The sequence below is a fragment of the Desulforhopalus sp. genome (assembly GCA_030247675.1).
Lineage (GTDB): Bacteria > Desulfobacterota > Desulfobulbia > Desulfobulbales > Desulfocapsaceae > Desulforhopalus_A.
The window spans coordinates 235,897-249,175 of the sequence record JAOTRX010000004.1; the positions used below are offsets into that span (position 1 = coordinate 235,897).

A 13,279-nucleotide genomic window follows, 5' to 3' on the forward strand; every position below is an offset into this window, starting at 1 on the left:
AAGGATGGATTTGTCGTGAAGACCTGGGATCCGAAACGGACACTTGAGTCCGTAGGTATTGGAGAAAAGAGCGAACAGAAACGTTCATCCCGGGTGGCGGAAGCGATCAGGAATGAGCTGGCTATCTTGGTGATCAGCAAGGTGCAGGACCCTCGGTTGCACAACCTCAACATCTCGCGTGTTGAGGTGAACGATGATCTGAGCGTGGCACTGATTTTCTTTACCGTCCTTGGTGATAAGAAGGAAGCGAAAGAGGCCGAGAGGGGACTCCAGCGAGCCAAGGGATTTTTGCGCAGCCATATTGCCAGGACCCTCAATTTGCGCTTTACACCGGATCTGCAATTTCGATATGATGATGTTGTGGAGAAGGTAGCTGAGTTGGAAGAACTATTTCAGGAAATTGCCAATGAACGAAAATCCCGAGAGGACAATCCCTGAGCGGCTAATAGCTGAGATACAAGGCGCGAAGAATATAGTCCTGCTTACTCATTCCCACCCGGATGGCGATGCTTTGGGATCTCTTTTCGCATTGGCAGGAATTCTTGATACACTCGGGAAAAACGTCTTTTGTTTCCTCGAGGAGCCTGTTTCCCATCATTACGATTTCCTTCCGGATACCCAAAGGGCCAACACAAATATTGAGGATTTCCGGAAATTTGTCGGCGATTCCGGAACCGATATCTTGATGATTGGCCTTGACTGCGGTGATGATGATCGGCTGGGCAGATTAAAAGCAGAGTTTTTGCGGATCGAACCGTTTTTGGTGATAGATCATCATCGGTCGCACAGGGCCTTTGGTACGATCAGCTGGGTAGATCCGTGCCGCTCTTCCACCGGTGAGATGATTTTTGAGTTAGCACAGGTCCTACAGGCACCAATTACCTACAATTGCGCCTACAATCTGTATGTTGCCATCTGCACTGACAGTGGATCGTTTCGTTATGAGTGTACAACTCCCCGAACCATGCAGATTGCCGCGGAACTTCTCGAAAAAGGGGTGCGGCCGGAGGAGGTAGGGAGCCATCTCTATGACAAATACAGCGTGGAACGATTGAGGCTGATGCAGATGGTTCTGGCTACCATCTCCCTTTGTGCCGAAGATCGAATTGCCTTTATGCATGTTTCTAATGAGATGCTTGAACAAAGCGGTGCTACCATTCAGGATGTTGAAGGTTTCGTTGATCTGCCGCGCTCTCTTCTATCGGTCAAAGTGGCTGTTTTGATCAAGGAAACTGGCAATGGTGTTGTCGCGGTTAGTATGCGAGCGAAAGGCGAGTGCGATGTGGCTTTGGTTGCAAAAGAATTTGATGGTGGCGGGCATCGCAATGCTGCTGGCTTTCGCACTCAGGGGAAAACCATCGAACAGGTGCAACAGGACGTACATAAAGCCTTATGCAGGATCTTAGCATGAAGAAAGCAGAAATACGGGTAAGCGCTTTCTTCTCGGGCAATTTTTGATAAGATGAATAGTTGTGGTATGTTTGAGGCCGGTGTCTTTCTCGTCGATAAACCGGCTGGAATTACCTCTTTTGCTGTGGTTGGCCGGTTGCGACGGATTTTGCAGATGAAAAAGGTTGGCCATGCTGGCACCCTTGATCCTTTTGCCACTGGTTTGCTCGTTCTCTGCGCAGGAAGGCCGGCGACACGGATCATCTCCGAGCTCATGGTTGGAGATAAAGAATATTTAGCAACGTTGCGGTTGGGAGTTGAGACCGAAACCTATGATACGGAAGGGGCGGTGGTTCGGCGCCGGAACGTAGGCTTTATTGCCCCGGCAGAGATAGAAGCCTGTCTTGATAAATTTCGTGGCAGGCAACTCCAGGTGCCGCCGGTGTACTCAGCTCTAAAACACCAAGGTAAGCCTCTTTACTATTATGCTCGCAAAGGCATTGCTGTTACCAAAGAGGCGCGGGAAGTCGATATAAAACTTCTCGAACGTACTGATGGCCATGGAGACGTTGCAGGTGGAGAAGCTGATCTTGGTATACGCGTAGTATGCAGCAAAGGGACATATATTCGGTCCCTTGCAGCCGATATCGGTCGGCAGTTGGGCTGCGGCGCCCATCTGGTGCAGCTACGGCGAATCAGGAGCGGATGCTTTTCCATTAATGAGAGCATAGGTTGGGATGAACTCGGTGGCGATGATGCCCGGGAATGCTGCCTGAGAACAATGATATCTGTTGAGCAGGCGTGTAAACTCTTGCAATAATCAGCCGAGTTGGCTAGTGTGTGCTCGACAGTGGTATTCTATACTCAAGGAGTTTTCTTGTTTCGCACAAGAAGAGAAAGTGGGTAGTTCCCCTTGAGTTGTACGGAATCGAATAGTTTCTTGCTGGTCGGCTTGGCTCGCCACCAAATTTGTCGCCGGCAGGTGTTGCTCCGTGTTGGTACCCCATACTCAGGGATGCCAGGAGTTATGTCGTTACTCTATATTTATCGAATAGTTTTTATTTATTATACATTTCAGGAGGATTGTCGTGGCACAGTCAGCAGTAAAGAAAAACGAAATCATTGAGAAATTTAAGGTTCACCCTTCCGACACCGGGTCTTCTGAGGTGCAGATTGCTCTTCTTACCGATCGGATTGAATATCTTACCGAGCATTTTAAAGTCCATCAAAAGGATCATCATTCAAGACAAGGCCTTCTCAAGCTTGTTGGTCAACGCCGCAGCTTGCTTGATTATCTGAAAAAGAAAAACATTGAGAAGTACCGTATAATGCTCAAGGAACTCAATCTCAGGAAGTAACTGTAATCGTTGTTGCCGGATGCTGGTTGTCTCGGCAGGGTGCTGTGTTATTGCCTCAAACAGTTCTTGATGTAAGAATTGTTTGAGGTTTTTGTTGTTTATGGAATTCCGAAAATAGAAAGCATACGGGGCTGGTGGATAATCCAGTCGGAGATATTGGCGCTGCGCCTTTCCCTGATGCTACAAACATCTGGAGAAATCATGTTGAAAAGAGTTGAAGCAGAAATTGGTGGCAAAGTAATTTCCATCGAGACAGGAAAAATTGCCAAGCAGGCATCTGGATCCATTGTAATTCGATCCGGCGAAACAATGGTATTGGTGACCGCTGTTGGGGCAAACGAAAATAAAACTGATGCCGGTTTTCTGCCCCTGACCATTGAATATCAGGAGAAACTGGCAGCGGTAGGAAGGATTCCCGGCAATTATTTCCGTCGGGAAATTGGTAGGCCGAGTGATGCTGAAGTGTTGACCTGCAGAATTATTGATCGCCCCCTTAGGCCCCTTTTTGCCTCGGGATATTGTGCTGAAACCCAGGTTATCGCTACTGTTCTTTCCGCGGATCAGGATGTTCAACCGGATATTCTTGCTCTGACAGGGGCGTCTTGCGCTCTCACCCTATCTGACATACCGTTCAATGGCCCGGTAGCCGGAGGGCGCGTCGGCTGCATCGATGGACGATATATTATTAATCCAACCATTTCCGAGCTAAAAAAGTCGACCATGGACATCGTTGTCGCTTGTACTCGCAACGCTGTGGTCATGGTTGAAGGCAAGGCCGACGAACTTGGAGAGGATGAGGTCTTGGCTGGGATCTTTTATGCCTTTGAGCATCTACAACCCTTGATCAACCTGCAGGAGCAGTTGCAGAAATCATCCGGTAAATCCAAACGTTCGGTTGTGGCGCCGACAGTTGACGAAGCCCTCCTCGCCAAGGTGAAAGAGATAGCTGCAGCCGGAATGGAAAAGGTTTTCAATACCTTTGATAAACTTGAACGCAGCCTTGTCTATGATGAGTTGAAGGGCGAAGTTGTCGCTGCTCTTGATCCGGAAAAGGCCCGAGGGAATGAAATTAGCGAATTGCTTTCCGCATATAAAAAATCCTTCATGCGGGACAAGATCGTCAATAGCGAAATCAGAATTGGCGGTCGAAAATTCAACCAAATTCGTGAAATCGCCTGCGAGACAGAATATCTGCCGCGAACTCACGGGTCTGCTCTTTTTACCCGCGGAGAAACTCAGGCCCTTGTTTCAACGACGCTTGGCAGTGAACGCGATAAACAACGGGTTGAGACTCTCCATGGTGAGATCACTAACCGTTTTATGCTGCATTATAACTTCCCTCCATATTGCGTTGGTGAGGTTCGCGGTCTGCGTGGGCCGTCTCGTCGGGATATTGGCCATGGTAATCTGGCGACCCGTGGACTTGAGGCTGTGCTTCCGTCTGAAGAGGATTTTCCCTATTCAATACGCGTAGTTTCCGAGGTTCTTGAATCAAACGGCTCTTCCTCTATGGCCACGGTTTGTGGAGGGAGCATGGCTATGATGGATGCGGGAGTACCTCTGAAAAGCCCGGTTTCCGGTATAGCCATGGGCTTGATAAAGGAAAATGATAAAGTGGTAATTCTTTCCGATATCCTTGGCGATGAGGATCATCTCGGTGACATGGATTTCAAGGTAGTTGGAACCGGTGAAGGGATTACCTCACTGCAGATGGATATCAAGATCGATGGGGTTGATAGGCAAATTATGGGCAAAGCCCTTGCTCAGGCCAAAGAAGGCCGAGTTCATATCCTTGCCGAGATGAAGAAAAGCATTGCCAAATCACGAGACGAGGTCGCTGAGCATGCCCCGAAATACATGGTACATAAGATTAATCCGGATAAGATTCGTGACTTGATCGGCCCGGGTGGTAAAATCATCAAGGAATTATCCGCTGAATTCGATGCCAAAATCGAAGTCGATGATTCTGGGCTCGTGAAGATGTTTGCTTTGAATGGTGACATGGCTGATGCCCTTCTTGCCAAAGTAAAGGCGATCACTGCCGAGGCCGTGGTAGGTGCTGTTTATAAAGGGATAGTTAAAACCATCAAAGATTTTGGCGCATTTGTCGAGATCTTGCCTGGAACAGATGGCCTGGTACACATCTCCGAGCTTGATATCAAAAGAGTATCTAAGGTTACCGACGTAGTGAACGAAGGTGATGAAATCGAAGTCAAGGTTCTTGATGTTGACAATCGTGGCCGGATACGTCTGAGTCGCAAGGCCATGCTTGAACAATAGAGCAGGCCGTAGACAGAGTTTATTGTAGCAAGCGAGGCCGGCTCCCTGAACAAGGGGCCGGCTTTTTTTATGCGGCGTTTGAGGGAGAAATGACCAACTGGGAAGGGTAACAATGGACGTAAAGGAAGTCGAAATTTGTTGGCTGATACCCGAAGAAGAACGTGATCTGAATCTGCCCAGCTATGAATCGGCAGAGGCAGCCGGAATGGACGTCGAAGCAGCGGTGCATGGAGAAATGGTTATAGAATCTGGAAAGATGGGCCTTGTACCGACAGGTTTTGGTGTAGCGCTGCCGACCGGTTATGAACTCCAGGTCCGGCCGCGTAGCGGCTTAGCGGTAAAATATGGCCTGACCATTCTTAATAGTCCGGGGACCATCGACTCAGACTATCGAGGCGAAGTCAAGATTGTCTTGATCAACCTTGGATCTAAACCCTTTACCATTCATCGGGGAGACCGTATTGCACAGTTGGTGCTCGCCCCAGTCACCAGGGCCAGGCTCTATCTCGTTGAGGATCTCGGTCCTACCGACAGGGGTGATGGCGGTTTTGGTCATACCGGAGTATGACAGTGCGGTTCTCAATACTTGGCAGCGGTAGCAGGGGAAATTCCGTTTACATTGAAAGCGGTCGGACTGGTATTTTGGTTGATGCTGGGTTTTCCGGCAAAGAGATGCAGTCTCGGTTACACAAGATTGGTCGTGATCTTCACGATGTTCAGGCAATATTTTTAACCCATGAGCATAACGATCATATCGGCGGTGTAGGAGTACTTTCGAGGAAATACAGGATTCCAGCGTATGCCAATCCGGGAACCTTTGCAGCTGGCGAAGCAAGGCTGGGGAGGCTTTTTTCCAGAATGGAATTTGAAACTGGAAGCGAGGTGGCGATTGGTGATCTGCTGGTACGGTCCTTTAGCGTTTCCCATGATACCGCTGACCCGGTCGGCTTCGTGGTTAGCGATGCCCAAAACAGTATCGGCTATTGTACCGATACCGGTAAAGTCTCCCACCTTATGGCCAGGAGGTTGAGCGGCTGCAATGCCCTCATCTTAGAGTTTAATCATAACCTGGAAATGTTGAAAAATGGGCCGTATCCCTTGCCCCTCCAACAGCGGGTACGATCAAGCAAAGGACATCTCAGTAATGAAGATGCCGCAACATTTCTTGCAGAACTCATGGGAGAACATGTGCATAGCGTCGTGCTGGCCCATTTAAGTGAAACCAATAACACTCCCAGATTAGCAAGGGAGGCGGCACAGTTGGCTGTTCGGGAATGGGGTGACACGGCATTATTATTGGCCCTTCAGGACGCAGCCCTGCCGCTACTAAATATTTCCGAGAAAGAGAGAAGATCGTAAAGAAAGGCCGTTAGGAGGTTAACGGCGATCTCTCCCATCTGTCAGCCCTTTGGCAGGGAAATTTTCTTTTCCTTCGATTTCTCCGGGTTTGGCTTATACAACACAAAGACCTTGCCGATGAGCTGGATCATGGTACTTTCTGTTTGCTCGGTGATTGCCTGCGACGTGGCATGTCTCTCCAGTCCACTATTGTTTCCTATCTTTACCTTGATCAATTCATGATTGTACAATTCGGCTTTTACGGTATCGATGATGGCCGAACTCATACCCTCCTTGCCAATATGGACGAGTGGTTTAAGAGGGTGGGCCAGACCTTTGAGAAATTGTTTCTGACGGGCTGTAAGAGTTGGAGCGGGGGTAGACGTTGTTTCGGGCATATTGGTAAATATCCTTTTTTTATGTGAAGGGGAATTGATGAATTGTTGTCAGCTGACCAAGTTATTAAAAATTCGGTAACCGCCGGGCCATGTTCCTAATGCCGGACCGAACTCGGTCCGTATAAAGACAAGAAAAAGTCTGAGTAATCGGTTTTTCACCCATCCTTTGAGTGTATTGATGTCATTGCCTGACCTTTTAAATTCCTTAACGACAGGTGGACAGACCATGACTTGCACAAAGGCGCAAAACTGAACCGGCATCAATCAGCGGTGATAGGCTGGTAATTGGGGCCGCTGCAAAGGCTGTGAGCGTGGTGAGCGGATGGGCAAGAGAGAGAAGACCACCGATAGATGCCGGTATTCCATGTTCTAATATCCAATAAATGGCGCTTTCATCAGCAATTTCGGAACATTTCTGCACAGCGATCAGGGCGAGAGAGCCAATGATGGCCAAAGGAATGGTCCAGCCTAAAATCTTAAAGCCAATGGCTACTGTTGGGATGCTTACAATATCCAGTAGCTTCGCTCTATTGTCAGTTGCAAATAATTGAATCATTCAGGGCCTTATCTTAATTTCCCCCCTAATCGCTTCTGGTAGGAGGCCATAAGGAGGCTGACGAGCAAGGTGGATAGTTGATTATCTTTGATTATTGTCTTGAGGTCTAGGGTTTGCCAATGTAGCTTTTCTGTCAGTGTCTGAAACCGTTTGTCGTCGAGTTCCAGGCAGACACAATCCGGTCGTTCTTCGTCGATAACCCTTTGTACAAGATCAACAGTTTCTTGGGAAATATGTGCAGTTCCAGCGAGAGTTATGGTCTTATCGCCATACTCAACTACATGGACATCATTTCCATAGGTTTGAAATGACAAAGAGGGGGCAGTCATGTTGTTGGATATTTTTTGAAGATACAGCCGTTACTGTCTGTCTAGCCGCCGAGATCGTCTTGCCCTCAGCGGCACAATAGCTTTATGGGAGGTATTATTAAGAGAAAACGGGATACAAGGTGGCGGGTGTATCACGAAGATTGAACTTTCAACTGGCAAACCATATACGAAAGATAGCAACTGGTTGGGGATTTAGGCTTTTTTAAGTTTTAAGACGATGCCAGGATAAATGATGTCGGATTTTAAGTTGTTCCATTTTTTAATTTCCGATGTCGAAGCACTAAACTTCTGTGAAATAGTCCACAAAGTGTCTCCATCCTGGACATTATATGATGCGTAGGAGTCTGTTACCCTGACTTCCCTGATGTATGTCTTTCTGTGCTCAGGCTTCAAGACAATCTTAGCCGTTTTTTCTGGCAGCACAGGATTCTTTTTGTCAACAACGACAGCAACTTGATTAGGTTTATCTTTATTATCTTTATATAAAGCTAGCTGTTGCCCTATCTGAAGAGATTTGACGTTCTTCAAGTTGTTCCAGGACATGATCAGCTCGGGAGAAACGTTGTGCAGTTTGGAAATTCTCGAAATAGTTTCTCCAGGTTGAACCTGGTGCATAACAAAATTTTCCCGGCTGACTGCTTTTTTGGCGGCAATATTGTCGGGCAGGAGCTGGTATGAAACGGTATTATACGGAATCCTCAGTACTTGGCCTGAAGCAAGGGTGCCGCTTTTCAGGTTGTTTACCTTAAGAAGAGTAGCTTTGTTGATATCATATCTGGAAGCGACCGAGGTGAGAGTATCTCCCTTGGCCACCTTATGTGATTTATAATTGGTGGCGACCGTGGAATGCAGACGAGCAAGATTTTTCATCGCTAGGCCATATGTTGCATACGGGATTTTCACCTCATAATCACCTTTAGTCGGTGGTGTTTTATTCTGTCGCAATTCCGGATTGAGTTGTTTGATTTTTTCAACACTGCTGTTGCTGATCAGTGCTATCGCATCAAGACCCATGCCGGGGGCAACGGAAATTGAATCATATCGTGGCGGGGCCTGATAAGCGAGTTGGGTGAAACCGAACTTTTCTGGTTGTTTAGCGACTATAAGAGCGGCAATGAGCTTGGGTACATAGCGTTTGGTTTCAAGGGCTAAATAGTCTTTGCTGGCCAATTCCCAAAAATTGTCAACCTTATATTTAGCCAGACCGTTTCGGATTTTCCCAGGGCCGCCGTTATACGCTGCCACGGCGAGATGCCAGTCGCCGAATTCCTTGTACAGATCTGCAAGAAAGGCTACCGCAGCCTGGGTAGACTTGACGGGATCACGACGTTCATCAATATATTTATTGATTTCAAGATTGTATTGAATTCCTGTGCCTTCCATGAACTGCCAGAGACCAACCGCCATGGACTTTGAGCAGGCCAGCGGATTATAACCACTTTCTATCATCGCAAGATATACCAAGTCACGCGGCAGGCCGGCTTCCGCTAGGGCAGCCTCCATCATCGGCATATAGGTGGCGGATATTTGCAGCCACTGGGCAAATTGCTCCCTAAAACCATTCTGGAAAAAATGGAGATACATCGCAACCTGTTTGTTTAACACGACCGGAAAATCAAAAGACACATTAAGAGTCGGATCAAAGCTGGTTGGGAAATACGGTTCATTCCACACTCCAGTCTGACTGAGTTCATTCAACTCTTGGTCAAGGCACATCTCTGGCTCGGAAGGCTGAAGCTCTTGGTCCGCTTCGTTTGCGGCTATGTCGCTGGTATTGTTCAGGGACGCATCGCCGGGGGTTGTTCCAAAATTAACTTTCTCGGCACAACCAGTGAGAAGGAACAGAAAAGAAAGAACAGCAAGAATCTTAACAATCGTATGGGGTATTTGTATCATTCGCCAATCCGGTTGTTGTCTACAGTTAGAGGGCCCCAAAAAAAAGGCCACTGATTTTGACAATTAGTCTGTTGAGATATCCCGGATAACCATGTACATTCAGAGTCGCCGAGACGGTGCCGATAATCGTCACTATAAAAACCTAACTTTCAAGCAATTGCAAGGATTATACGTCCATCATTCCGTTGAGGCAGCTTTTTCTCCCTCTTGTCCACCTATTTTCCCAAAACAATTGAATAATTATGTTGAAAAAGTTCTTTATTATGGCATTTGCCTTGGGCGTTATCGTCACCGCGGCTTTGCTTGGTTGGTTATACAAGTTGGTCGTCCTCGAGCCTGGAGAAGAGATAAAACAGGATAACATTCGTCGTATACTAGGCAAGGAGAGCCAAGTATACTACAGCGATGGCGTTACCAAGCTCGGGGTTTTTTTTGATACCGCTCATCGTCAGTACGTTGCCTTTGAAGAAATTCCTAAAAATTTTGTTAATGCCTTGGTCGCTTCCGAGGATGAAAGATTTTTCATCCACATAGGGTTTGACCCCCTTGGAATTGCCAGGGCTATGCTGCGTAATGTCCAGGCAGGCAAAATTGTCCAGGGCGGCAGTACACTGACTCAGCAGACTGCAAAGAATCTCTTCAAGAGGACCGACCGGTCTCTACAGGCGAAGATCAAAGAGCTTCTGTTTGCCCTGAGGTTGGAATATCACTATCCCAAAGAGAAGATTTTTGAATTTTATGCCAACCAATTTTACGTTTCAGGCAATGGGCATGGTCTAGGGGTTGCTGCTAGGTACTATTTTGACAAAACGCCGCAGGAATTAACGCTTGCGGAGTGTGCTTTTATAGCAGGCAGTGTTAAAAGGCCCAACTATTACAACCCATTTATAAAAAAGACCGATCAAGGAGCCGATCTTGCCAGATCCCGTGGGAAAACCAGGCTGGAATACGTTCTCGGAAAAATGCGAGACTTGGGAACGATAACGGCTGAAGAATACACCAAAACAGTTGCTGAAGATCTCACTTTCAACCAGGGAAAGGTAGGCTATGCGCTTGACTACGTAATGGAACTCGTCAGAGAAGCGGTTTCCTCAACGGAGGTTCTCGGTGCCCTTGAGGCGAGCGATGTCTCAAATATCGCGACCTCCGGAGTGAAAATTGTTACCACCATCGATCGGGAGCTTCAGGAAAGAACCCTGTCCATTCTCCGTAAAGAATTGTCACACCTTGACGTTCGCCTGCGTGGATATGAAAGAAAAGAGGTGCAGGAGGAATTCGCTGGGATTGAATACAGTGGTGACTCTGCCCTTCGGGAAGGAGATTTTCTCTTTGGTACCATCTCCGGTATTACCGGTAAAGGCAAGGATATCCAGATCGGAGTTGAACTCGATAAAAAACTTGGCAAAGGCCTTATTGATGCAACTGGATTATCGGAGATAGTCAAGGCCCGGGTCAAATGGCAGAAAAGTCTGTGGAGCGAGCCGGCCCCTGCTGACCAGGAACACTTGCTCGAGCAATTGCAAAAAGGCGACAGGGTTTGGGTCAGTGTGCGGACTGTCGTCGATGGGCAACCTGCTCTGTTTGACCTGCAAAGGTACCCTTTGGTTCAAGGTGGTGCCTTGGTAATGAAAGGCGGAGCGATCAGGGGCATGGCTGGTGGAACTGAAAACCGGTTTTTTAATCGTGCCATTCAAGCACGACGAACAATGGGTTCTGCCTTCAAGCCTCTCGTATTCGCCGCCGCCCTGCAACTTGGCTGGAATAGTGCTGATCTCTTACAAAACAGCAGAAATATTTTCGTTTTGCACGGCCGCCCATATTTTCCGAGGCCGGATCATAAGAGCCCTTTTGACTGGGTTTCTATGGATTGGGCGGGGGTTCATTCGGAAAACTTGGCCTCTGTGTGGTTGTTGGCACACCTTTGCGATCATTTGACACCACTACAATTTCGGGAAGTGGCCGAAAATCTCGGAATGGCACCGAAGACGGTAGATGGAGTGGACGAACCGTACCGGGTTTATAGTGCGAGAATTCGGGATCGTTTCGGGATCCAGGTCAATCGTGAGCTCCTGAGAGCTGCGGCATATCGGGTAGCTGTTCTGAATCTCGAGACCGATTTTATCTTTGATGGGCTGGAAGCCGAATATAAAATCATCAAGGATCTGCCGTATGGGCTCAATTTTGATCGCTTTACCGAGGAAGTTGATGAGGAGGTGCGGCAGAAAGACGACACTGCGACCAAGATTGACAATGAAGAGCTAGCAGTGCGCAAGAGGATTCTTGCGAATCGATATGTCTTATTCCATCCACTGCGGGAAGGGCTTGCTGCCTTTAAAGCGTCGTTTGAAAAAAGAACCGAGTTTTTCCGCGAACCCATTGCACATGACCCGTCGCCTGCATCATCCGCCGGATTGTATATGAACCGGATGAATGGAGAGTTTTCCTTTTGTAATCCAGAGGATGCCTCACCGTATCAAACGCGATTCGATGATGATCGGTTACTTACCCATTTGCAGAATATGAGCAGCGCTGAGATCGATCAATTTTGGCAAAAAGTAAAATTGATGGGGAGTGGACTCACCGCAGGTACCTTTGATAAGGTTGAAGAACAAGTGGAGGAGGAATACCGGAAGCTCAGTAGCGCTCAACCCTACAGTTTTGAGGTGTTGTCCCAACTTGACGATTTTCGCATTACTGTCGGTCTTCATTATATCATCGAGCTTGCGAGCCGGCTTGGCATTAAGGGTAATCTTGAGCCAGTTCTTTCCTTTCCGCTCGGGTCCAATGTGGTCACCTTGCTTGAGGCGACAAGAATGTACGAGGGTCTGGTCACCGGCAGCATAACGACCTTTGGGGCTGCGGAGCAGGATGAAAGCAACGATTCACTGGCGATTATCGATCGCATTGAGTCTGAAGAAGGAAAGGTGCTGTACATGCCGACGGCGATAAGCAAAAAGGTTGTTGATGATAAAACAACCCTGGCGATTGGCGGGATTCTCGAAAATGTAGTAAAATTTGGAACCGGCAAGACCGCCAACGAAAAGGTCCGGCTTCGGGTAGATGATGAGGGTGGCGGAGCGGAAATTGTCGCCTTGAAGTTACCGGTACCGCTGCTTGGTAAAACGGGTACTGCTAATAATTATGCCAATGCCTCATTTTTTGGTTTCGTGCCCGAGATTGCCGAGGGTGGTGATACAATGATTCTCCAGGATGGGTATGCCGTTGGGGTATATGTCGGCTTTGACAATAACCAGCCAATGCGCCGCAAAACCAATCGGATCAGTGGCGCGGCAGGGGCCTTGCCGGCCTGGTCCGAAATTGCTAATGTTCTGCTGCGTGAGAAGGGTTATGCCACAAGACTTGATCCAGTTGATTTGTCGTTCAATGGTCTTATGATTAAGCGCAAAGAATTGGGGCAAGTCAATGTCGCTGTGGCGACCGATCAAGGAGGCAAAGTACTTGAACCGATGCAGCAGGTAAGTTTTGCAGCACGCAATCAACCGGCCATCTTGACTTTCGGTGCAAAGTCTGCCGAAACTGGAAGGTTTACAGAAGAGAGAAATTTCCAACCATTTTGGGACACCGCTGTTGATAAAACTCAGTAATGAGTCGAGGTCAATTTTAGGAAAGCTGAGTCGAGCAGCTTGCCTGCTTGTACGAAACTTATGCCCTTGCGGTATATAGCTGAGTCGAGCAGCTTGCCTGCTTATACGAAACTTATGCCCTTGCGGTATA

General features: G+C 47.9%; 12 protein-coding genes. 8 read left to right on the forward strand and 4 right to left on the reverse strand.

Going from position 1 to position 13,279, the window contains the following annotated elements; translation table 11 throughout:
* Positions 1-15 precede the first annotated feature (15 nt).
* The 7 genes from rbfA to OEL83_10585 all read left to right on the forward strand — a co-directional run bounded on the left by rbfA (position 16) and on the right by OEL83_10585 (position 6,386).
* The gene (rbfA, locus tag OEL83_10555; GenBank protein ID MDK9707478.1) at positions 16-438 is read left to right on the forward strand and encodes a 30S ribosome-binding factor RbfA; all 423 of its coding nucleotides are present in this window, start codon (positions 16-18) and stop codon (positions 436-438) included.
* Complete coding sequence (locus OEL83_10560; GenBank protein ID MDK9707479.1) at positions 407-1,411, forward strand: bifunctional oligoribonuclease/PAP phosphatase NrnA; 1,005 nt, start codon at positions 407-409, stop codon at positions 1,409-1,411. Before rbfA ends, OEL83_10560 begins: the two co-directional genes overlap by 32 nt.
* A gap of 51 nt (positions 1,412-1,462) precedes the next feature.
* Positions 1,463-2,209, forward strand: coding sequence for a tRNA pseudouridine(55) synthase TruB (gene truB / locus OEL83_10565; protein ID MDK9707480.1), 747 nt, complete (start codon positions 1,463-1,465; stop codon positions 2,207-2,209).
* A 268-nt stretch (positions 2,210-2,477) separates the two neighbouring features.
* Positions 2,478-2,747 (forward strand): 30S ribosomal protein S15, encoded by a 270-nt coding sequence (gene rpsO / locus OEL83_10570; GenBank protein MDK9707481.1) that lies wholly within the window; start codon positions 2,478-2,480, stop codon positions 2,745-2,747.
* Between the two features lie 201 nt (positions 2,748-2,948).
* Positions 2,949-5,027, forward strand: coding sequence for a polyribonucleotide nucleotidyltransferase (pnp, locus tag OEL83_10575; GenBank protein ID MDK9707482.1), 2,079 nt, complete (start codon positions 2,949-2,951; stop codon positions 5,025-5,027).
* Between the two features lie 112 nt (positions 5,028-5,139).
* Positions 5,140-5,595, forward strand: a complete 456-nt coding sequence (gene dut, locus OEL83_10580) for a dUTP diphosphatase (protein MDK9707483.1) — start codon at positions 5,140-5,142, stop codon at positions 5,593-5,595.
* Positions 5,592-6,386, forward strand: a complete 795-nt coding sequence (locus OEL83_10585; protein MDK9707484.1) for an MBL fold metallo-hydrolase — start codon at positions 5,592-5,594, stop codon at positions 6,384-6,386. Before dut ends, OEL83_10585 begins: the two co-directional genes overlap by 4 nt.
* A gap of 41 nt (positions 6,387-6,427) precedes the next feature.
* Here the strand turns inward: OEL83_10585 and yhbY are convergent, their stop codons facing one another.
* From yhbY to OEL83_10605, 4 genes are all read right to left on the reverse strand, one after another.
* Positions 6,428-6,763, reverse strand: coding sequence for a ribosome assembly RNA-binding protein YhbY (gene yhbY, locus OEL83_10590; protein MDK9707485.1), 336 nt, complete (start codon positions 6,761-6,763; stop codon positions 6,428-6,430).
* 205 nt (positions 6,764-6,968) lie between these two features.
* Positions 6,969-7,319, reverse strand: a complete 351-nt coding sequence (locus OEL83_10595; GenBank protein ID MDK9707486.1) for a hypothetical protein — start codon at positions 7,317-7,319, stop codon at positions 6,969-6,971.
* Positions 7,320-7,327: 8 nt separating this feature from the next.
* Entirely contained in the window at positions 7,328-7,648 is a 321-nt protein-coding gene (locus OEL83_10600; GenBank protein MDK9707487.1) for a TraB domain-containing protein, read from the reverse strand.
* A gap of 192 nt (positions 7,649-7,840) precedes the next feature.
* Positions 7,841-9,544 (reverse strand): LysM peptidoglycan-binding domain-containing protein, encoded by a 1,704-nt coding sequence (locus tag OEL83_10605; protein ID MDK9707488.1) that lies wholly within the window; start codon positions 9,542-9,544, stop codon positions 7,841-7,843.
* 242 nt (positions 9,545-9,786) lie between these two features.
* On the opposite strand from OEL83_10605, the gene OEL83_10610 reads away from it, so the two are divergent.
* A complete protein-coding gene (locus tag OEL83_10610; GenBank protein ID MDK9707489.1) occupies positions 9,787-13,149 on the forward strand; it encodes a transglycosylase domain-containing protein in 3,363 nt (1,120 codons plus the stop codon).
* The last annotated feature ends 130 nt before the right edge of the window (positions 13,150-13,279 follow it).